Consider the following 19,951-nt stretch of genomic DNA (forward strand, 5'->3'; position numbering starts at 1 on the left):
TCTCTTAATCTTTCAAGTTGAGAACCTCCTTAATGATGGAGGATACTTCCCTACTTTTTGTGACCGGAAAAAGATGGGTCCCTCCAGAAATCACATAGTCGGGTTGAGAATTTTTAATCGGGAAAATATGGTCCTTATCGCCTAATATTTGAATCACCCCCTCTAGTGGCTCTGCACGCCAATGAGCAATTTGATTTAGACTCCATTTTAGATAACGGTTATCCCGAACTGTGAAATAATTCAAAACATTTGAACTCGTGGCACCAAACAAATAATGCAGAGCATATTTCATCACTTTCAAATTGGGGTCTAAAAGTCCGGCAGGAACATATCTAAAAAGCCTTGTCATCTCACCCGCCCTTAGAAGAGAGGACTTTTCTTTTCCACTCCGAATACTTCCTAAAATAATGGTCTTTTGGGCCGGTTTAATTCTTGAAATCTCCTGAACAACAAGTCCACCAAAAGAATATCCTAACAAATAAAAAGGCTGGGAATCGTCCACTCTCTCTGCCATTCTATGTACGTAATGGCTAAAACTTTCCTTTTTCTCCGGCATAAGCCAATCCAAAAAAACCACATTGAGCTCTGGGGGAAATTCCAGTCTCTGTAGCACGGAAAAATCTGCTCCAAGACCGCTTATCACAAAAATGTTCGTTTTTTCTTGCATCTTGATTCTTTTTCTTGAAAGATTCTCCTACTTAAAAGAGCAGGAAAGTATCTTTCCTGCTCTCCTATCCAAACCCTCAGAAAAACATTCCCGAGCGTTACATGGGTTAATATTAGTTCATTTCTCTAAAGGCGCCATAATAAGCGGCCCCTTCTAAAATACCTTTCTTATTTTTTAGAATGTAAATTGGAATATCTTTAAGTAGATGCTCCATACGGTCAGAAATCTTAAAGTTCTTATAAAACTTCTGGTGGTCGATTAGATCATTAAGTTCCTGGGTAATATCCCCCGTAATGATTAAACCGCCGGTCGCTTTTAATTTTAACACAAGACTGTTTGATTCTCTCGCTAAAAACTCCAAAAACATGTTTAGCGTTAGTTTAACTAACCTTGATTTTTTTTCTCTTGCAACCTCTGCGAAGACCGTTAGAAACTCTTCATTTTTAAGTCTTTCGGTTAACCAAGGCTCTTCTTCGTGTCGGCCTACATCTCTCAGGAAACGATAGATGTTGTAAAGTCCGTCTTTAGAAAGAACGGTTTCCCAAGTGACAATTCCATAAATCTTGGTTAGGAATTGATAAAATTGAACTTCAAAGTCATTTCTAGGTGAAAACTCAGTATGGCCTCCCTCTGTGGCGAACGGCCGTAAAAAGGTACCGTCATAGAAAAGTCCAGCTTCTCCAAGCCCATTTCCAGGAGCAAGTAGTGCCACATTTCCTCGGCGACGGTCTTTGGAAGAGTGAATAATCTCAAAATTGCTATCATAAACATCCGACAAAGAATAGGCAGTGGCTTCTAAATCATTAACCAAATATACTTTTTCCAGATTCAGATCTTTCTGAATGCTTTCCGCCTCTAACCCCCAAGGTAAATTGGGCGTTTCGCATTTCCCGTTAATCACAGGTCCAGGCACGGCAATTGAAAACTTTTTGATAGATTCTAATTGCAATTCAGAAATAAAGCCTTTGGCCATCTGCGTAAAGGATTCAAAATCGGACGTGGGATACGTCTTCTCGATTCGTAGGGTAATTTCCCCATTTTTGCAATCATAGACCCCTAATACACTCTGATCCTTTCGAAGGTCAGCAACTAGCAGGTTGTTATTTTTATTAATTTCGCACTCACTTCCAGGCGAATAGAGTGGAAATTTCGTTTTAGGACTCATAGGTGTACGTTTACTCTCAAAGATAAAAAAACTTTCTTAAAACCACGAAAAAAAAACCTCCCCAATCAATGAGGAGGTCCTAATTTAAACTTTCTTGGACCTATCGGCCTAAAGGAATATTATAAGAAACCCCTACGCCCAATGCTCCTGCATTGTATTTTTGGTCTCCAATCTCTCCTTTGTCACCTGTAAATACCTTTTGGTATTGAACAGAGAAATTCCAATCTTGGTTATGGTATCCAATCTCTGGTTTAATGTAGAATCCTCCGTCTGGACGATCGACCATTAATCCTGTGTTAGAAGCTACCTTATCGTCACCTGTAATAAATCCGTATCCGACATCCGTACCTAAATAGAATCCGGTCTGTCTTGGATATACACGGATTAAGGCTGCAACGGGCACAACACCGAAATCGTTGTTATTTACGGTTACACCATTTACATCATTTTCACGTCCAAAATAATGAGAGTACCCTGTGGCAACCCCCAATCCAAATCCAGGAGTGATTAGATTTTGATATGCCACTTCAACTCCGACCGCAGCCGATGCATTTTCTGCAGGTACTGCAGCTCCTGCATTTACACCCACTTTCAAAATATTACGCATATCAGCTGACTGTGCACTTACGATACCTGCCGTTAATAATCCAGCGGCTAGGATTGATTTTTTTAAAGTATTCATACTATTAAATTTTACAGTTACTTTTAAATTTTACTTTTAATGGTAGCAACTATTGAAAATTTTATGCCAAAACACCCTACCCTCTGCAACCTACCTTTCAATTTTAAAGCCAACGAGTTGATTAATAATTATTTATATTTTAAACATATGTTTACAAAGAAGAGAGAAAATAAGGCTTATCTCGAAGTTAATTCCCTTTCTCTTCTTACGAATACGCTGGCAAAAACGACCCGAAACGAAAAGGATATAAGTCTTATTTAGAGTATGAGCAGTCGACAGGACAATTAGGTCCCCGCAATTCCCTCCTTTAGAAAAGAAGTTGTACCCATTAAGCTTGATGATTTTGAATGAAAAAAAGCAATCTTTAGAAAGACTGCTTTTGATTTTAAGAATTTTGTCGCTTTGCCAGTGATTTTTCCTCCTGTCTCTGCTCATACTTTTTCACGATGAATCCTATCGCGAGGGGAGCGACCCAGATCAAAATTCTTCTTAATAATGTTGGACTCATATTCAATAGATTTATTAATCCCATTTGACAATTTTCAGGCCAAAACAACCTGAGTGGATTTGAAGATTCAAAAGATGAAAAAACAAAAGAAAATTAAATAAAAATTCCCGCAGAAGCGGGAATTTATAGTGTAAGCGAGAAAAAATTAATTGTTCGCTTGATCCTCTTGGTTAGAAGACTCTGATCTTGGTTTTTGATCCGGTCTTGGAGGTCTTGGTAAAAGAACTTTTCTAGAAAGTTTCATCTTTTTACGATCGTCGTACCCTAAGAACTTCACTTCTACTTGATCCCCTTCCTCATACGGTACTTTTTCCGTACGTTTCCAGTCAATCTCTGAAATATGAAGAAGTCCTTCGGTTCCTTTTGCAATCGCGACAAACGCTCCAAAATCCATTACTTTTACAACGGTACCGTTGTAAACCTCCCCTACGGTAGGAACAAATGTAATTTCATTAATTCTTGCAATGGCATCATTGATTTTATCTCTGTCTGTTCCAGCGATTTCAATTCTTCCAATTTCACCAATCTCTTCAATGGCAATCACCGTATCGGTATCTTTTTGTAATTGTTGAATGATTTTTCCACCAGGTCCAATTACGGCTCCGATAAACTCTTTTCCAATTTCAAGAATTTCCATTTTCGGTGCATGTGGTTTCACATCTTCTCTTGGTGCATCTAGCGTTTTAAGAATTTCACCAAGAATATGAAGTCTTCCTTCTCTTGCTTGGTTTAAGGCAGTTTCCATGATGTCCATAGAAAGGCCTTCAATCTTAATGTCCATTTGACAAGCTGTGATTCCGTCCGCTGTACCGGTCACTTTAAAGTCCATGTCTCCTAGGTGATCTTCATCCCCTAAGATGTCCGATAGAACTTGGAATTTACCTGATTTAGGGTCTGTAATTAACCCCATTGCGATCCCTGAAACTGGTTTTGAAATTTTCACCCCTGCATCCATAAGAGCGAGAGTACCTGCACATACAGTCGCCATGGAAGAAGATCCATTTGACTCAAGGATGTCAGACACAATACGAATCGTGTATGGGTTCTCTGCAGGAATCATTCCTTCTAAAGCTCTTTGAGCTAAATTCCCATGTCCTACTTCACGTCTAGAAGTTCCTCTAAGAGGTCTTGCTTCTCCGGTTGAAAACGGTGGGAAGTTGTAATGAAGGAAGAATTTTTGATCGTAGTTAATCGCTACGGAATCCACCATGTTCGCATCTTTCACAGATCCTAAGGTCACTGCAGTAAGAGACTGAGTTTCCCCTCTCGTGAAAATGGCAGAACCGTGCGCTCCTGGAAGGTAATCTACTTCGGACCAAATAGGACGAATCGTTTGAGGCGTTCTTCCGTCTAAACGAATCCCTTCATTAAGGATCATTTGACGCATCGCTTCTTTTTCTACATCGTGGTAATATACTTTTGCAAATCCAGCAACTTCTACTCTTTCTTCTTCCGAGTACTGAGCTAAGAAGGATTCAAGAACTTCTGCAAATCGATCATGTCTTTCCTCTTTAGAAGAAGGAGATTTTGCTACTTCGTATACTTTATCGTATGTTTCTTCCCAAACTTTTTTACGAATCTCTTCGTTATGGGTTTCGTGCTCATAGGTTCTTTTGACTGCTGTCGCAGGAATTCTTGCCGCTAGTCTTTCTTGAGCCTCAATTTGTACTTTGATTTCGTCGTGCGCATATTTAATCGCTTCTAGCATTTCCGCTTCTGAAATTTCTTTCATTTCGCCTTCTACCATTACGATTGAATCTTTGGTTGCACCCACCATAATATCAAGATCTGCTTTTGCAAGATTCTCCATACTTGGATTGATGCTATACTCTCCGTCAATTCTTACGACACGTACTTCTGACATGGGTCCATTGAAAGGAATATCAGTGACCGCAATGGCAGCGGAAGCTGCAAGACCCGCTAGGGTTTCTGGCATTACTTCTTTATCGTAAGAGATTAAGGAAATCATCACCTGAACTTCTGCGTGAAAATCAGAAGGGAAAAGGGGACGTAGAACACGGTCTACTAATCTCATCGTTAAAATTTCTTCGTCTGAAGGTCGAGCCTCTCTTCTAAAGAAATTTCCTGGGATCTTACCTCCCGCGTAGAATTTTTCTCTGTAGTCTACGGTAAGGGGAAGGAAATCAACCCCTGGGTTGGCATCTTTGTTTGCTACAACGGTAGCTAGGAGCATCGTACCTCCCATTCTTACAACTACAGATCCGTTTGCCTGCTTGGCCAAACGTCCTGTCTCGATCGTTACTTCACGACCGTCTTTTAATTGAAATTTTTCAATAATTGCTTGTGGAGCATTCATAAAATTACTTTCGTCTTTGTTGCACTCCGTATTGAGTGCGATTACTATTTAAACATTTTAAATTTTCGTGGGCAAAGTTAACGATTTTATCATGAAAAACCCCTAAATTCTAAACACTTCGCGCCGAGTTTTCGAAAAATCAGACCCTGAATTTCTACAATCTAGCTCTTCAATCTCCTTACTTAGATTTGCTTTCCATTAAATATAAATTTTCAGAGGCTATTCGGAAAGGTCTTACCCTATCTTCATTTCGCGAATGGTCCTAAAGGATAAGAATTATAATTTTCAAGAATTTTTTCAAAATTTCCATTTTACCGCTCTGTGGCATAAATCTAGCGCTATTCAAAGTACTAAAAAAATAAAATTATGGGAATATTATGGACACTTATTATCGGAGCTTTAGCCGGATGGCTAGGGTCTCAAATTTTTAAAGGAGGAAGCTTAGGACTTCTGGGTAACATTGTCGTAGGAATTGTTGGAGGCTTTATTGGCTACTGGCTACTTGGAACTACATTTGGAACCAATATTTTAGGTCAGATTCTTACAGGAGCAGTAGGAGCCATCATATTATTGGCAATAATCAATCTACTCACTGGCAGGCGAGTCTAATGAAAATCAAACCAAAAAAAATGAAGCCGTCTCAATACAATTTTGAGGCGGTTTCTTTTATATGCTAATTTTTAAGTAAATATTTTGTGGGTTTGCACTATTTGTAGTGATTGAGCAAAAAGAGGCTCTTGTTTAAGCACATTTCTTTCTTAAATTGTGCGCTAACACATGTAATCCGAACTCTAATTCTGCTTTTTGTATTCCTATATGTGTAAATCGTTTGAAGTTTCTGTTGGATTTGATATGAGCAAATACAGGTTCCACATCCACACTACGCTGCTTGCGTTTGATTTCTCCAAGTTCGCTCAGCATGTTTCCCCGCACTTTGGACTTATTGCGTTCTAAATTCGAGTTCCTCTCTACGATTCTGTTCCCCTGTGCTTTGAAGCAGGTCCCTCGCAGAGGGCACCCTTTGCAGTTTTGAGCCTGGTACAACGAACTCTTTTGACTGAACCCACTTTTGGTTTTCCGGCTTCTTTCTGTTATTTTGTTCATGGGTTGTCCCATCGGACAGATGTACTGGTCTTTCTCTTCGTTGTAGTAGAGCCTATCGCGGTGGAAGTCCTCATTGATTTTCTTTCTTTTCGATTTTAAAATACCCTGCTCCTTATCGAAGGTATTGTATTTTACATAGGTTTCTATTTCAAAGTCGGGAGACTTTGAGAAGCGGGGAAATTTAATTTAGTGGGTTTTTCATTTTGACATAATCATTTTTATAATTTGTTTTTAAAATTCTCTCTTCATTTTTCATATTCTTTAAAACTAGAATGCTGTCATTTATAATGTCTAATTTGAAGTTATTGTTTCCAATTTTTATACTGTCATCAAATAATTTCCATTTATTATCTGGGTAGATTATATCTCCTCCACTATAAGGATGTATCTGTTTTGTATTTCTCCTAATTACAAACAGTTTATATTCCCCATTTTCATAGAATTGGTAGCCATAAGATCTGTAAGTATTTTTATTATATTCATCGTCAATTAACCAATATTCAGATGTTTTGGTTGCTATTTGATGTTTCAATTTATCCTTACATGAATTAAGAAACAATGCGAAAGAAAAAAATATCATTATTTTACGCATATACTATTCTTTAATATCTTTTGTATTTCTCTTAAGTTGAAAAGTTCCACCATTAGGACTTATCGCTTCCATTGATGGTGTTCCGTTACTATTATGCTGGGTTGTTCTAATTTTATATCCTGTTTTCAATTTGTTAAATTGATTTATATAACCATCTAATTTATCTGTATTTCTTTCATCCTCATTCATTTGTAAAAGATAATTACCAAATGAACCTATTGATCCTCTTTGAAAATCTTCAGTTCCTTTCTTAAATGTAGGATCTCCCATTTGTTTCAAATATACATCTAAATGATTATAAAGTTTTCCTTCTGTCTTATTTCCATTAAGAAAGTCTATTTTATGAAAATATTCGTGTTTAAGAACATTTGTAAAGTTGAAATAGTCATTCATATTTTCACTCAATCCTCCTTTCGTATTGATTATAGAAGAATACGGACTAGTTGCTAAAGTAAAACCAGGATTATCTTTAGCTAAATTTCCTACAGGAGAGGGTCCAGCCCCAAAAGTTCCAGACATTCCATTTTTAGATGCGTAATAAATAGCTATTCTCATAAGAGCTTTTCTACTACCATATGACTGATCAAGCTGACTTGGCATTGCAGACCATGTTACACCATGTATAATAATATTGTGAGATCCATTGTGGTCGTCGTATATAAATTTTCCAAAAATATCAAAATGATGATCTAAAGGACTTCTGCCGTCTGGATCAATAAATCTAATAGGATTATTATAGGTATAAACATACGGCGACCAACTTGGCATCTTCTCCGCAAGCGGATCTACATTAATCCACCTTCCAATCACAGGCATGTAGTACCTAGCACCGTAGTCGTACATTCCAATTTTCTCTTGTAGTTCCTTTCCATTAAATTTATATAGATAGTCGGAGGGAATCGCGGCATTGTTGTAACCCTCATGCTGAAGTCCAAATGGATAATAATTTGACTCTTCTATTACGTCCAAGGTTCCTGATCCATTCTTCCAAAATGAAAGCCTTACACTTCCCAAATGATCCATATAATTGTAAATGTACGCATTTCTTGAAATATCAAAATATCCTTGGTTGGTTTTGATATAGGCCAAGGTCGAGGATAGTCCTTGAGTTTTGTAAAGGTAATCTCCATAGTAGATTGTACCCGTATTTTGATGTTGTAATTGCAGTTTTCTGCCATCAGCTAAGTACTCATATCGTAGCGTATCTGACGTTTTGGCAATTTCACTTGGTAGATTTAGACGGTTGTATAGGATAGCCTCTATGCCGGTATCTTTAATTTTCGTTACGTTTGCATTTCGATCGTAGGAATACGCAAAACCTAAAGCATTGTATCCTTTTGGATTGTTTGCCACCCCTGCAGGGGGCTTGATATATTGAATCTTATTACTTAACCCATTGTCCTTATAGGTATATATAAGGTCATCAATTTTCTCGGGGGTTCCCTGTGTTAAGGGATCACTATAACGGACCAAGGTATTTATATTTCCATTTAAATCGTAGGTAATATGTTCATCATAAAGAGTGGACTTAATTAGGGTCTGTTCTTTTTGATAATACTGACTTTGAATTAATCTATTGGCTTTATCGTACTCAAAGGCATAGGCCCGCAGTTTTTGGTCACTATTTGGGTGCTGGGTCGACCACGCGGTAAGGCTGATGTTGCCGTTGAAACGAGGGTTGCTAGAGAAAGTAGGGCTTGTCGCATTGTAATACAAGGAAAGCGCAAATAAATGAGAAGACATGGATTCCACGGAATTAATTCTTTCAAGCCATCCATGTATATTGTACTTATAAGACAGTATTTGTAAGGGTGAGGAAGTTGTACCTCCCAACTTCATCTGTGCGCGCTGTCCTAGTTCATCGTATACCATTACACTAAGCATTTCAGGTGGATTTAGACCAATTTGATGAGTATGACTTACTTCCCGACCACTATGGTCGTAGGTGAAGTTTTCCACTACGGAATGCTCGGCGTCACTTGCCAGACGTTTATGCAAGGTGGTTATACGTTCATTTTGTCCTGAAAAATTAAGTTTCAAATGTTTTTTTGTATACCCTCCTCCCGGATGAACTTCATAATTCGCGATGAGCCTTTGCTTATGATCATAATAGAAATAGGACTTTTGCCACAAATCTTGCTCAAGTGATTTTACAAATTGTGCAACTTCCAAGGAGTTGGTGCTTAAAACTCCCTGTCCCGCAATGGACTTCGAGAGAAGTAAGGGTTGTCCTTCAATACTGCCAGGGTACTGTCCCAAAGGAAAATCACTCTGTGGTGGATAAGAATCGTAATAATGAATTTCTTCCACTGTGAAGTTTGAAGTAGGGTATGCACTAGCCGTGGTATAAAAAAGATTAATTCCATTAAATGGAGACCCCGTCGTACTACGCACTTCAGAATTGTTTGAAAGTAGGTTAACCGCCATTTGCTCACTGGCCCTTCCTGGACTACCGTATGAATAATTACTTTGATATATCCCTTGGTAAATAAGACGACCTAAAGGATCATATTTGTAATAGTTCCACATATTGTGGATTCCTAATTGTCCATCTTGAGAAAGAACCAGTCTGTCTGCTTTGTCGAAAACTCGATAGGACCACGTTTTCCCAAAATCTCGAAACTCCGCTTCGCGGCCCCAGGTATCATATCGATAGCTTTGAGCAAGCTCAGCCAGCAAGGGATCCTCTGAAGTGAGCACTGAACCTGGTGCTTTCAAATAGAGCTTCGCGGAAGCAAGCGGGGAAATAATAAACACCCGTTGCCCATATTCATTATAAACAAAATGCGTGTCTTGATTGCCGGCATCTGTATATTGGCGGCTAAGCAAAAGCCGATTTTCGAAGTCTCTAAATTCTGCTAATGTTGACCCGTCTTGATCCTTGCGAGTTATCTTACGAAGAGAACCTGGTAGGTAGAACTTTGAAGATTGTGCGAGCAGCAAAGCCGAAACATTTACGCCGTTGATCCACGAAGTTTGGGCCATTAAATTTAAAACTTCTTCTAAGGAATTGGTGCTATAACTATAGAGCGAAGGTTTGTTTTCCCAGGGCTCTCCGGGTATTCGTTTTTCAAGTAATCTACTTCGTGGAGGAGGTTCAAGGACGTTTTCTTCAAAAAGCCTATTTGTGTCATGATACAGCGTTGTTGCATTCGAGGTATTGATTACGGCAAAGGGAGCTCCATTTAAACTTTGCACCTGAGGAAGCGGTAAGAATTGAATTGTCTCCCTGCCAAATCCATCATAAGCACGAGGTGTAATTAAATCTTTTTGCGAAGGAGTTGATTTTATACTAATATTTTGAAAAGCTCGCCCCAGTCCATCATGATACGCCACATTTTGGATTTGTTTTGCAACCGTAGAACTGCTAGTGGTAGGTTCTAAATATTGTCGTGAGAAAATATAATTCTCCGTAGTCTTTACCCCAGAGGGTAGAACAATTTGCGCACCCATTACCCCCGAAAGAAACAGTAGATTAAATCCAAATAATTGAGCTTTTGTCATGGTGTTTAGTTTTGAAGTTTTACTTCAGATACTGAAGTTGTAGATTAATCACTTGAGAACTTGTAAAGGTGGGTCCAGAAATTAATTTGAGATAAATTTTACCGTCTGGATTAATTTGAGAACTCCACTTACGCCCATTTTCAATGTGCTCGATGGTTCTGACCATTCCTGGAGTACAAGGACTAGCCACAGTTCCTACAAATTGATAATTACCCCATGCGTAACTCGTTTCCGTAGAGAACACCAAGGCGATTTGCCCTAATTTTCCTTGCATTCTAAAATTGGAGAAAATGACTGTAAAAGTAGAAGAACTTATGGCGGGATTTTTTGTAAAACTGCAAGTGCTAATAGGGGCAGAACTACAGGTGCCAAAGTTATTGGCTGCGATCTGTCCTTCTCTCAAGACGTCTTCTTGCGCGAGTTGATTTGCCTCTGCGACACTCAGGTACGATCGGTATTTGCCCTGTGGCACTATATAAGTATAGGCGTTGCCAATCTCGGTATCTTGACATGTTTCCCTTGTGAAAATCCCACTTTGGGATGTATTGTCATAACTTACCCCTCCTAATTTCATTTTACCCATTGAGTATTCTTCTACAATATGTGCATCAATATCCTTTTTCGACTCTAAATACCCAGACGGATGATAGGCAAAAGTGGAGCTCGTCCCTGTAGGTTCTGTAATGGAACTTATACCATAAAGTGGAGAATGTTGAAATGTGGAAATAAGAAAATCACGGGACTTAAGAGCTTCCCTAAAGGAAGTTAGCGAGGCTGTAGATTCTGACAATCCAGAAATTAAATTCTGAGGAATGTCTGTTGGTTTCGGCGACGTTGGATCGGGGTAGGTCGCTCCTCTAATGGACGCAATTAAGTATCGATTTCCATAGCCCCAAAGCTGTACGGTGGGAATCTGGTCTGGCCCTGTGTATTGCAACAAATTGGATGTTGTGAGATCATACTTATCGTAGGATATTTCGAGTTTGTTACTAGTCGGATTGTTTATATTCCATACCAGCTTCTTGGTGGGTTTGAAGGTGGGGCCTTCGTACTTATATTCAATTTTAGATTGGGTTACAAGTCCTTGGCCGTGATCCTCCAGTCGCTCAATTACAAGTGGAACCTCTGACATGTTGGCCGCTAGCAACCCAAGATCTGCAAGATCCTGAGCATAAAAATAATTTATTTTAGACTTCTTCCCCTGCACGTCTGACCGCTCAAGACTGCTTAAAATATGTTGATTATTGTAGTGGAAATTTTCTGTTTGAGTTAACGTTCCTTCGGTCGTATACTCCTCATTCTTAATGTTCGTTAATCGGTAGTAATTTGAAATCAAAGGGGTGGCAAAGTACGAGTATATAGTCTTGGAATCTGCACCTGAGGACATTCCTAGACAAGGACTATAACCATCTGTATATACGTTTCGAACTAGTTGAAGACTATAGAAAACATTATTTAGTGGTCGAAGATTCTGGTAAGTATAGGTTTTCTGAGCTAGCTTACTTAGGCCTTCCCATAAGAATTCTTTTTGAAGCAGCCCATTGCGAGGATCTTCAATCACGCTAAATCCACTTGAGCTTTGATTTTGGAAATTTAAATAGTTATATTCTGTAATGAGGCTTCGCATTGCCTTCCCTGTCAGGTCTATTTTCTCTTTTTTAACTGTGTTGTAACCTATTGCAAATGCGTTGGACTTGTCCAAAGTCTCAGAATTGATTGAAAGCAGGTTATACCAATCAGAAATATACTCATGTGGACATCTTCCCCCACAACCAAAGAGGAAATATCGTTTCGTTTCAATAGGGGTAAAACCATTAAGTAGTTTGCCTCCCTCGTAGGAGAATTGTTCTCGCTCCACAATCGCATTGGTTCGGTCATAAAGGTCTATTTGTTTCACGCGGATACCCCCTCCTTTTCCTTGAGAAGTATCCACGCCTGTATCATCATAAAACTTGGCACTAGCCTTTACCCCTGCAATTCGATAGGTATCAATTTGCTTATACATAGAACTAGGACCTACAATTCTTAATTGATAGGAAACATTTGACATAAATGGGACCTCTAGCTGCTCTTGCCAAATCGCCTTATGAGTCGATGAAAAGATTGGCATAGAGATGGAAGATAGGTTCCAGGATTTTAGGATTTGAGTACTAATAACCTGTCCTGCACTATTAAGTGTTTGTCTAGAAAATTCAATGGTAAAACTTTTCAACTCTTCATAGGAATACGTAGGCTGATTGGGATTTTGCAATCCTGTATAGCCATCAAAAATCTCATGATCAAATTTAATTGTTAAGGTTCTACTGGCAGGGAAGGTAACCTGGGTAATTTGGTTTGTTGAATTGTTTCTACCTTGGTTATTTAATTGAACGGATTTCAGGGCCTTTGCGTTTTGAGTTTGATCAGGGACGAAAACATTCGTAAATGATTGTAGTTCATATTCAAACGTACTAAATCCGCCTGTGGGATAATGCATTTTTTTCAAACTATATAGCTTTGCATGGGGCTCGCTAGCATAACGATTGTTGAGCTTTGGTGCATAGGTGAAATAGGTCTGATTGAAAGTATTAGATTTGAAAATGCGTGGATAGTCAAAATATTCAAGGTCTGGAATAAGAGTTCCATTGCCATTAGATCCATTATAATATCCCCACATATCTTTTGACAAGGAATTTCGAGCAGGCATGATTTGAGACTCATCGTATTCAAACCGATAGGGTAAACCAAGCGGTATTTTAGTTCCTTGGTTATCGAAGTAGGATTCCTGTAAACTGAGAAGTTTTAAACGTTTTCCATACGATTCTAATAAATTAAGATCTGAATTTACTCCTTTAGCACTATAATCAAAATAAGAATATTGAAAATCAAATGCTTTGATTTTCCTTTGATCAGTAGCTCTTAGGACCTCAATTGATTTTAAACGTTTAATATTTCCTGCGGGTAACACTAGAATGTCCTCTCTACTTTCAAGCGTGAACACTAGTGTTTCAAAACGGGTGTGAATTTTAGAAAGTTGCTTCACTTCACTACGAAGCATGGTTTTCAACTGTTGATTTCTTGTGGGATCTGGACCTACGGTAACAGATGGAGGGTAGGGAAACGAGCCCCCATCGTTTCGTGTGTTGTAATTCATCACATGAAGCGGGTCGAGCTCAGAAATGTGACTGTTTTGGATTTCTAGATTTTCGTATTCAAAATAAATAGATTGTCCGTTTTTCAGTTTGATCTCTGTAAGTTTGTAGTTTCTTCCTGTAAACTCATTAAACTTTATGTAGCCATCCAAGTACAGTATCTCAACAGCAGCAAAGTGAAACTCAATCCCATTAGGCAGGTAGGCGGTTATTTTAGTATCTGGTATAACCTCAAAGCGGATGTTTTCGCTCTGATTTATAGCAATGATTTTTGAAGTATTTGGATCTATATAAAATTTCCCTTGATGGCCTGCAAAAGAAAAATGGTATATATCAGGGGCACCTTCCCCAGCGTTAAGATTAAAAAGAGTATGGGGATTATCTGATCCTACAGGCAGTGTATAAAAACAGCTCTGATTAATATTGTTACAGCATTTACCTACATCACCACCGGTAGCAGGATTCCACATAAAAGGTTCGGTATCCCCTTTCTGCGGCTCTATCTTGATACTCCCATACCCACCTGAACTCTCAATCCTATTATAAAGTGCTTCGTATCCATTAGTCGTCGAAAATTTTGTATTATCAAACGAGTCTCTAATTCCTTGAGCTTCTTGGCGTATGGTACCATCTACCGAGAGGTTCCATCCCAACCCCACCCACGTCGCCATGTCTTCTAGTTTAATCCCGGTGGATTGATAGGACAAAGAAAGAGGTAGTGAAAACCCGTCTTCTTCAAGGGTATAAAGAGGTATACTCACGGATGTGGATCCAGAGTAAGGACCTACACCCACATTTGAATGTTCGTTATCCCATGCTGCCTCTGGCGAAGTTGGCGAATTTAATACACTAGGGAAATTGGAAAGTTCAACCTGTGCCTGAAAAGTAGAATACATCAGGATTAGGAGAAAAAGGAGCATTTTTCTCATGGCTAACTGGTTTTGGAAATTAGTTCATGAAGTGTTCTTCCTTTAAAAAGAACCTTCGAAAAAACAAAAGGTAAAAATCCTAAAATTTCAATTTCTTAAGCCAAAGTGTCACCCTAGAAATTGTTATATTCAATCGGTAATAAAAATTACCGAAACACTATAAATAGTTCAAATAGCTACTTTTGAAAGTGAGCTCCCAAAAGCTGTTTCTACTTTCAGGTTAATTGAACTCAATTCTACGAGTAAAATTAAAAATTATTTCAATATAAAAACCTAATGGTCAGTTAATTGATCAACATTTGGATTCAGTCTAATTAAAAATTAGGTTCAAAAAAACATTTTCGTTATTTTGAATCCTCTTATTAATTTAGATTCATTCTATGTTCTTCTTTCCTTTTTCATTGGACATTGACGTCAAAAGTGACAGCAGACAATTCAGCAATTAAAAAATACAACGTTTGCTACCAAAGTTCTATTACTTCTTAGAAAGTAAAATCCATGGCTTGAACTGAATTTAAGAAATCATCCAAATTGCTCACCCTGCATTCCGTAGTCTACTATATTAGGTTAATATTCTACTTAAATATCAAATAGAAAACCGTCTCAAAAAAAAAATACCGACTCTTAATAGAATCGGTATTTTTTTTAGTTTGAAAAGGATTATTTTCTAAGTCCTAGTTCCGCGATAATCGCTCTATATCTAGTAATATCCTTGTTTTTAAGGTAATCCAATAGTCTTTTTCTTTTCCCTACTAACTTTACAAGAGATCTCTCTGTTGCAAAATCTTTTTGGTTCTTTTTCAAGTGACCTGTTAAGTGGTTAATACGGAAAGTAAAAAGTGCTACTTGTCCTTCTGCAGATCCAGTGTTCTCTGGAACTCCGCCATGTTTTGCGAAAATTTCCGCTTTTTTCTCTGATGTTAAGTACATGCAAATATTATTTAATGATTATTATGTAACGAGCTGCAAATGTACAACAATTCCCTAATCTGAGCAAACCGGTTTTTGAACGAAAATTTAGTCCCGTAAAAAGTGTTAAAAAAATCTTAAATTTTATAATATAAATTCCAGGAATTGGCTCTATTTTTGCATCATTACTACAAAGATGAAAAAACTGTTATTTCCCATTTTACTTGTTGCGGCAAGTGCTGTAATTTTAAAGAGTTGCATAAACGTATCCGCTGCACAGGGACCTAGTTTTTCCAATTCAAATATTGGCTCACAGAACGTTCAACAGGTGCTATTTTTCAATCCGGAAATTGACCCTGGAATAGAAGAGATTCGATTCCCATCCTATCAAACTTTTTTTGACGGCGTTACCCAAGAGTTTTCTAAATCTAAAAACATTGTAGTAAACCGAGTGGAAACCCCAATGATTTACGATGATGTAGATGTGGAAACCCTCAAGGAAATTTGCAAAATCAATAATTTTGATCTTGCCGTAGTTCCAAAAATAAAATATTTCAAAGTTGGTTTTGGAAAATACGTACTCTCTAATCAAGTAATTGTAAGTTTAAAAATGTACAATTCGAATGGAGAACTCTTAAGTGAATCTTCCTACGACACCTATCGTAAAAACAAACGCATCCTTGGAAGTACAGAAAACTCTATTAAGATTGGAACCACCGGGGCATTAAACGAAATCCGTAAGTACATTCGAAAAATACGGTAAGCATGGATTGCCCTTGAGGAACGGTTCTAATTTCGAAAAGAATATTATCTTTGAAAAAAGCTACCCTTTGTAAGTCGTAAGGGGCCCTTAATTTTCAAATCGATTCAAATGCGTATTGTCTCTCTAGTCCCGTCTTTCACCAAAACACTTTTTGATTTTGAGCTCGATAGTTCCCAGATTGTAGGAAGAACAAAATTTTGCATCCACCCTACAGAGAAAGTTTCTCAAGTGCAAATCATTGGAGGCACGAAGGATCTTAAATTGGAGCAAATAAGAGCTTTGCGGCCCGACCTCATCTTGGCAAGCAAAGAAGAAAATGAAAAAGTCCAAGTCGAGACGCTTCAATTGGAATTTAATGTTTGGGTTACCAATATTAAAACATTAAACGACAATAAGGAATTTCTTAGCGAGCTCGGGGAACGTCTCCAAAAACAATCCTTAGCCCACTGCTTTAACGAGAAATTAGATCAAATGTTTAATTCTCTTCCGAGAAGAAAAGAAAAGAGTCTTACCTATTTCATTTGGAAAGACCCTTATTTAAGTGTAGGCGGCGATACCTTTATCCACGCTATGCTAGAACAACTAGGATTTAAAAACTCGCATGAAAATGCTTTGCGCTATCCCACAGTTCCTCTTGAAGAACTCGCCAGAGAAAAAACTCTTTTTCTTTCAAGCGAACCCTATCCTTTCAAAGAAAAACATAAGAAGGAACTTCTTTCCCTTTATCCACACCTAGAAATCCATCTGGTCAATGGAGAAGCATTTAGCTGGTACGGAACTCATTTGCTAGAGTTTGAGTCGGATTATAGAGAACTCATCTCTATTTTATAATCTTTGCGATTTCCTCGCAAAGCCATTCCAAAAGCTCTCTATCTTCCTGTGTAAATGCATTGGGCGTATGAGAGTCAATATCAATTTGCCCTACATTCACACCGTCTTTAAGAATTGGAACCACAATTTCCGCTTTGGTCTCTAGGGAACAAGCCAAGTAATTTGCTTGCTCATGTACATCTGCTACGACAAATGTTTCATTAGAAACCGCTACTTGTCCGCAAATTCCTTTTCCAAAAGGAATGACTGTATGGTCTGTTTCAGCTCCTACGTAAGGACCAATCACTAACTCCTCCTTGTCTCCATTTCGGAAATAGAATCCAGTCCAATTAAAATGTTCGATCTCTTGATCTAACAATTGGCAAATCTTTTTCAGTTTGCCTTCAAAGCTTCCCTGAGGACTCTCTAATATAAATAACAATCTTTTTTTTAGCTCTTTCATGATTTATTCAAAGTGAAATTCTTTATACCCAAACAGTCCTCTTTCTTTGATCATTTCCGCCACGCCTTCCGGAAGTTGATCCTCCCATCCGTTTTCTTGGTTTGTGATCTTCGCAAGCACATCGCGCGAATAGATTTCAAGTACACTTGGGTCATATTCTTCTACATCTACAATTTGCCGGTTGGCAATAAAAAATTTATAAAGTTCTTTTACCTTACGATCTACTTTCAACGTTTTTGATGTGAGTAGACAATTGGTGTCTGGATCTTTGTATGGGTAGAGATAAACCCGCATATCTTTTCGGAAAAATTTTCCGAATGCTTCGAGTATACCTCCTGACAAATGCTCATAGTATTGCTCTTCGAAGACCATCAGAAGATTGTTTACGCCCATCGCAATCCCGAAGTATCGAATGTTATAGCCTGTAAAATATTCCGCAAGTCTATAATACTCAGAGAAATTGGAAACCATAACCGTATAACCGAGCTTGGCTAAGATATCGACTCTATCTAAGAAATCCCGCTCATCAATACGACCGGTGGCACGCAAATTAAACGTGGTGATTTCAAAAATAATGACAGTATCCTCAGGCTTTCCTTCTGTATCTTTTAGAAACATCTGAAGTCCCTTCTCAAACATATCGGTGTTAACGAGCGTCACCGGCCGAAAGCTACCTCGAACCGCAAAAACATCTTTCTTATAGAGAATATCGGCAGGCAGCATGTTCTTTCCTTCCGAATTGAAAATCACGGCATCCGTCATTCCTTTTTTCACAAGCTGCAGAGACATAAGGCGATTGTCCACATAAGGGAAAGCGGGCCCCTCAAAATGAATGGTATCAATTTCAATTTTGTCCACTGAGATATCATCGTACAAAGACTTGAGCAAATTCCGGGGATTGTCAAAATAATTAAAGGCACCGTAGATAAGATTCACGCCTAAATTCCCCAACGTTTCTTGCTGTAAACTCGCTTCGTTTTCTTTAAATCGGACGTGAAGAATAATCTCACTATACTTTTCATTCGGCTGATGCTGAAACATAAGTCCCACCCAACCGTGACCTTTAAACGTTTTGTGATAGTTTATCGTTGTGACGGTATTGGCATAGGAAAAATAGCGACGGTTTGGCATCTCCGATTGGTTTAGCCGCTCGCTTATGAGTCGCATTTCGTGACTAAGCATTTTCTTTAGACGGGTCTGGGTGACAAAACGATTTTTGTCTTCCGTCCCATAAATTGCATTGCTATATTCCTTATCGTATGCGGACATTGCTTTTGCAATCGTATTGGAGGCACCGCCCGCCCTGAAAAAATGGCGTACCGTTTCCTGTCCAGCACCGATTTCTGCAAATGTGCCGTATATATTATGGTCTAAATTGATTGCTAATGCCTTCTGTTTCGGGGTTAAGAATTGCTTAATCTCGGACATTTATATTTTTTTGTAAATTTACCAAAATAATAACCGAGCGCAAAATGAAACTGAAATTTCTAGGCACAGGAACCTCCCAAGGCGTCCCCGTCATAGGATGCAGTTGTGAGGTTTGCACCTCACAAAACCCTAAAGACCAACGCCTAAGAGCCTCGGCCATCCTAACCACAGACTCAAATCATAAAATATTAATTGACTGTGGACCTGATTTCCGCGCTCAAATGCTTAAATTCAAGGAAACCTCGGTCGATTCCCTACTTATAACGCACGAACACAACGATCATATTATTGGGCTTGACGACGTACGCCCCCTGATCTTTCGCACCCGAAAAGACCTTGAACTCTACTGCCAAGCGCGCGTGGCAAAAGAAATACAAGGCAGATTTCCATATGCTTTTGCTGAGAATCGTTATCCCGGGGCGCCCTCTTTTGAGATTCATGAAATTAACGCGACTCCTTTTACACTTTGGGACACTCTTATTACGCCCATCCAAGTCTTACACTATACCCTTCCCATCTTTGGGTATAAATTCAAGAACTTAGCCTACATCACGGATGCAAGTTTGATTCCTGAAGAAGAAAAAGAAAATTTAAAAGATCTGGATTACCTCATCTTAAATTGCATTCGAAAAGAAGACCCGCACCCCGCCCACTTCATCCTTCCTGATATTAAAAAACTCAATGAAGAGCTAAAACCCAAGGTCTTACTTCTCACGCACATCAGCCATCATTTTGGTCTTCACCTAGAAAACGACCCTGATCTTGACCCGAACATTTCTTTAGCCTACGATGGTCTTGAAATTGAATTCTAACAAATTCGAGAAAAACATTTTTAAATTTTAAATTTTACCTTATATTTGCACACCAAAATTGCCCAGGTGGCGGAATTGGTAGACGCGTTGGTCTCAAACACCAATGCCATTGGCGTACCGGTTCGATCCCGGTCCTGGGTACTATTAATTAAAAGTAATCTATTGAA

At 38.6% G+C, this 19,951-nt stretch carries 16 protein-coding genes and 1 tRNA gene; 5 read left to right on the top strand and 12 right to left on the bottom strand.

Translation table 11 applies throughout. The annotated features are described in order from the left end of the window. Positions 1-4: 4 nt before the first annotated feature. From ACX3PZ_RS10265 to ACX3PZ_RS10285, 5 genes are all read right to left on the bottom strand, one after another. Positions 5-667 (bottom strand): alpha/beta hydrolase family protein, encoded by a 663-nt coding sequence (locus tag ACX3PZ_RS10265; protein ID WP_459084341.1) that lies wholly within the window; start codon positions 665-667, stop codon positions 5-7. 112 nt (positions 668-779) lie between these two features. Continuing rightward, a complete protein-coding gene (locus ACX3PZ_RS10270) occupies positions 780-1,832 on the bottom strand; it encodes a glucokinase (protein WP_459084342.1) in 1,053 nt (350 codons plus the stop codon). Positions 1,833-1,932: 100 nt separating this feature from the next. After that, positions 1,933-2,514, bottom strand: a complete 582-nt coding sequence (locus ACX3PZ_RS10275) for a hypothetical protein (RefSeq protein WP_459084343.1) — start codon at positions 2,512-2,514, stop codon at positions 1,933-1,935. 385 nt (positions 2,515-2,899) lie between these two features. Next, positions 2,900-3,022, bottom strand: a complete 123-nt coding sequence (locus ACX3PZ_RS10280; RefSeq protein ID WP_459112719.1) for a hypothetical protein — start codon at positions 3,020-3,022, stop codon at positions 2,900-2,902. Between the two features lie 145 nt (positions 3,023-3,167). Then, positions 3,168-5,339, bottom strand: a complete 2,172-nt coding sequence (locus ACX3PZ_RS10285; RefSeq protein WP_459084344.1) for a polyribonucleotide nucleotidyltransferase — start codon at positions 5,337-5,339, stop codon at positions 3,168-3,170. Positions 5,340-5,705: 366 nt separating this feature from the next. Between ACX3PZ_RS10285 and ACX3PZ_RS10290 the strand changes: the two genes are divergently transcribed. Beyond that, positions 5,706-5,948: a GlsB/YeaQ/YmgE family stress response membrane protein gene (locus ACX3PZ_RS10290; protein ID WP_459084345.1), complete on the top strand. Its 243-nt coding sequence runs from the start codon at positions 5,706-5,708 to the stop codon at positions 5,946-5,948. Between the two features lie 132 nt (positions 5,949-6,080). Here ACX3PZ_RS10290 and ACX3PZ_RS10295 read toward each other — a convergent pair whose 3' ends face one another. The 5 genes from ACX3PZ_RS10295 to rpsO all read right to left on the bottom strand — a co-directional run bounded on the left by ACX3PZ_RS10295 (position 6,081) and on the right by rpsO (position 15,529). Beyond that, positions 6,081-6,455 carry a transposase gene (locus ACX3PZ_RS10295; RefSeq protein WP_459112720.1) on the bottom strand — a complete coding sequence of 125 codons (375 nt, stop codon included), beginning with the start codon at positions 6,453-6,455 and terminating at the stop codon, positions 6,081-6,083. Between the two features lie 169 nt (positions 6,456-6,624). After that, complete coding sequence (locus ACX3PZ_RS10300) at positions 6,625-6,975, bottom strand: hypothetical protein (protein WP_459112721.1); 351 nt, start codon at positions 6,973-6,975, stop codon at positions 6,625-6,627. Positions 6,976-7,038: 63 nt separating this feature from the next. Next, a complete protein-coding gene (locus tag ACX3PZ_RS10305; RefSeq protein ID WP_459112722.1) occupies positions 7,039-10,539 on the bottom strand; it encodes a DUF6443 domain-containing protein in 3,501 nt (1,166 codons plus the stop codon). Positions 10,540-10,558: 19 nt separating this feature from the next. Continuing rightward, positions 10,559-14,599, bottom strand: coding sequence for a DUF5977 domain-containing protein (locus tag ACX3PZ_RS10310; protein ID WP_459112723.1), 4,041 nt, complete (start codon positions 14,597-14,599; stop codon positions 10,559-10,561). A 660-nt stretch (positions 14,600-15,259) separates the two neighbouring features. After that, positions 15,260-15,529, bottom strand: coding sequence for a 30S ribosomal protein S15 (gene rpsO / locus ACX3PZ_RS10315; protein WP_459084348.1), 270 nt, complete (start codon positions 15,527-15,529; stop codon positions 15,260-15,262). Between the two features lie 175 nt (positions 15,530-15,704). On the opposite strand from rpsO, the gene ACX3PZ_RS10320 reads away from it, so the two are divergent. Both ACX3PZ_RS10320 and ACX3PZ_RS10325 read left to right on the top strand, forming a co-directional pair. Next, positions 15,705-16,271, top strand: a complete 567-nt coding sequence (locus tag ACX3PZ_RS10320) for a pyruvate decarboxylase (protein ID WP_459112724.1) — start codon at positions 15,705-15,707, stop codon at positions 16,269-16,271. A gap of 108 nt (positions 16,272-16,379) precedes the next feature. Beyond that, entirely contained in the window at positions 16,380-17,102 is a 723-nt protein-coding gene (locus tag ACX3PZ_RS10325; RefSeq protein WP_459112725.1) for an ABC transporter substrate-binding protein, read from the top strand. Here the strand turns inward: ACX3PZ_RS10325 and ACX3PZ_RS10330 are convergent. Together ACX3PZ_RS10330 and ACX3PZ_RS10335 are read right to left on the bottom strand one after the other, a co-directional pair. Continuing rightward, complete coding sequence (locus ACX3PZ_RS10330) at positions 17,092-17,544, bottom strand: GAF domain-containing protein (RefSeq protein WP_459112726.1); 453 nt, start codon at positions 17,542-17,544, stop codon at positions 17,092-17,094. The two genes, ACX3PZ_RS10325 and ACX3PZ_RS10330, sit on opposite strands and share 11 nt — an antisense overlap. Before the next feature lie 3 nt (positions 17,545-17,547). After that, positions 17,548-18,972 carry a TonB-dependent receptor gene (locus tag ACX3PZ_RS10335; protein ID WP_459112727.1) on the bottom strand — a complete coding sequence of 475 codons (1,425 nt, stop codon included), beginning with the start codon at positions 18,970-18,972 and terminating at the stop codon, positions 17,548-17,550. A gap of 44 nt (positions 18,973-19,016) precedes the next feature. Here ACX3PZ_RS10335 and ACX3PZ_RS10340 point away from each other — a divergent pair, with 44 nt between their 5' ends. Together ACX3PZ_RS10340 and ACX3PZ_RS10345 are read left to right on the top strand one after the other, a co-directional pair. Beyond that, a complete protein-coding gene (locus ACX3PZ_RS10340) occupies positions 19,017-19,784 on the top strand; it encodes an MBL fold metallo-hydrolase (protein ID WP_459112728.1) in 768 nt (255 codons plus the stop codon). A gap of 60 nt (positions 19,785-19,844) precedes the next feature. Continuing rightward, positions 19,845-19,925, top strand: a tRNA-Leu gene (locus tag ACX3PZ_RS10345). Positions 19,926-19,951 lie beyond the last annotated feature (26 nt).

Source organism: Chryseobacterium sp. A321, assembly GCF_054489265.1.

What these genes read in the sequence shown, in the direction of transcription:
- ACX3PZ_RS10280 (WP_459112719.1), bottom strand. Translation starts at nt 3,022, where the DNA reads ATGAGTCCAACATTATTAAGAAGAATTTTGATCTGGGTCGCTCCCCTC.
- ACX3PZ_RS10265 (WP_459084341.1), bottom strand. Translation starts at nt 667, where the DNA reads ATGCAAGAAAAAACGAACATTTTTGTGATAAGCGGTCTTGGAGCAGAT.
- ACX3PZ_RS10330 (WP_459112726.1), bottom strand. Translation starts at nt 17,544, where the DNA reads ATGAAAGAGCTAAAAAAAAGATTGTTATTTATATTAGAGAGTCCTCAG.
- ACX3PZ_RS10270 (WP_459084342.1), bottom strand. Translation starts at nt 1,832, where the DNA reads ATGAGTCCTAAAACGAAATTTCCACTCTATTCGCCTGGAAGTGAGTGC.
- ACX3PZ_RS10290 (WP_459084345.1), top strand. Translation starts at nt 5,706, where the DNA reads ATGGGAATATTATGGACACTTATTATCGGAGCTTTAGCCGGATGGCTA.
- ACX3PZ_RS10275 (WP_459084343.1), bottom strand. Translation starts at nt 2,514, where the DNA reads ATGAATACTTTAAAAAAATCAATCCTAGCCGCTGGATTATTAACGGCA.
- ACX3PZ_RS10305 (WP_459112722.1), bottom strand. Translation starts at nt 10,539, where the DNA reads ATGACAAAAGCTCAATTATTTGGATTTAATCTACTGTTTCTTTCGGGG.
- rpsO (WP_459084348.1), bottom strand. Translation starts at nt 15,529, where the DNA reads ATGTACTTAACATCAGAGAAAAAAGCGGAAATTTTCGCAAAACATGGC.
- ACX3PZ_RS10310 (WP_459112723.1), bottom strand. Translation starts at nt 14,599, where the DNA reads ATGAGAAAAATGCTCCTTTTTCTCCTAATCCTGATGTATTCTACTTTT.
- ACX3PZ_RS10340 (WP_459112728.1), top strand. Translation starts at nt 19,017, where the DNA reads ATGAAACTGAAATTTCTAGGCACAGGAACCTCCCAAGGCGTCCCCGTC.
- ACX3PZ_RS10295 (WP_459112720.1), bottom strand. Translation starts at nt 6,455, where the DNA reads ATGGGACAACCCATGAACAAAATAACAGAAAGAAGCCGGAAAACCAAA.
- ACX3PZ_RS10335 (WP_459112727.1), bottom strand. Translation starts at nt 18,972, where the DNA reads ATGTCCGAGATTAAGCAATTCTTAACCCCGAAACAGAAGGCATTAGCA.
- ACX3PZ_RS10285 (WP_459084344.1), bottom strand. Translation starts at nt 5,339, where the DNA reads ATGAATGCTCCACAAGCAATTATTGAAAAATTTCAATTAAAAGACGGT.
- ACX3PZ_RS10320 (WP_459112724.1), top strand. Translation starts at nt 15,705, where the DNA reads ATGAAAAAACTGTTATTTCCCATTTTACTTGTTGCGGCAAGTGCTGTA.
- ACX3PZ_RS10325 (WP_459112725.1), top strand. Translation starts at nt 16,380, where the DNA reads ATGCGTATTGTCTCTCTAGTCCCGTCTTTCACCAAAACACTTTTTGAT.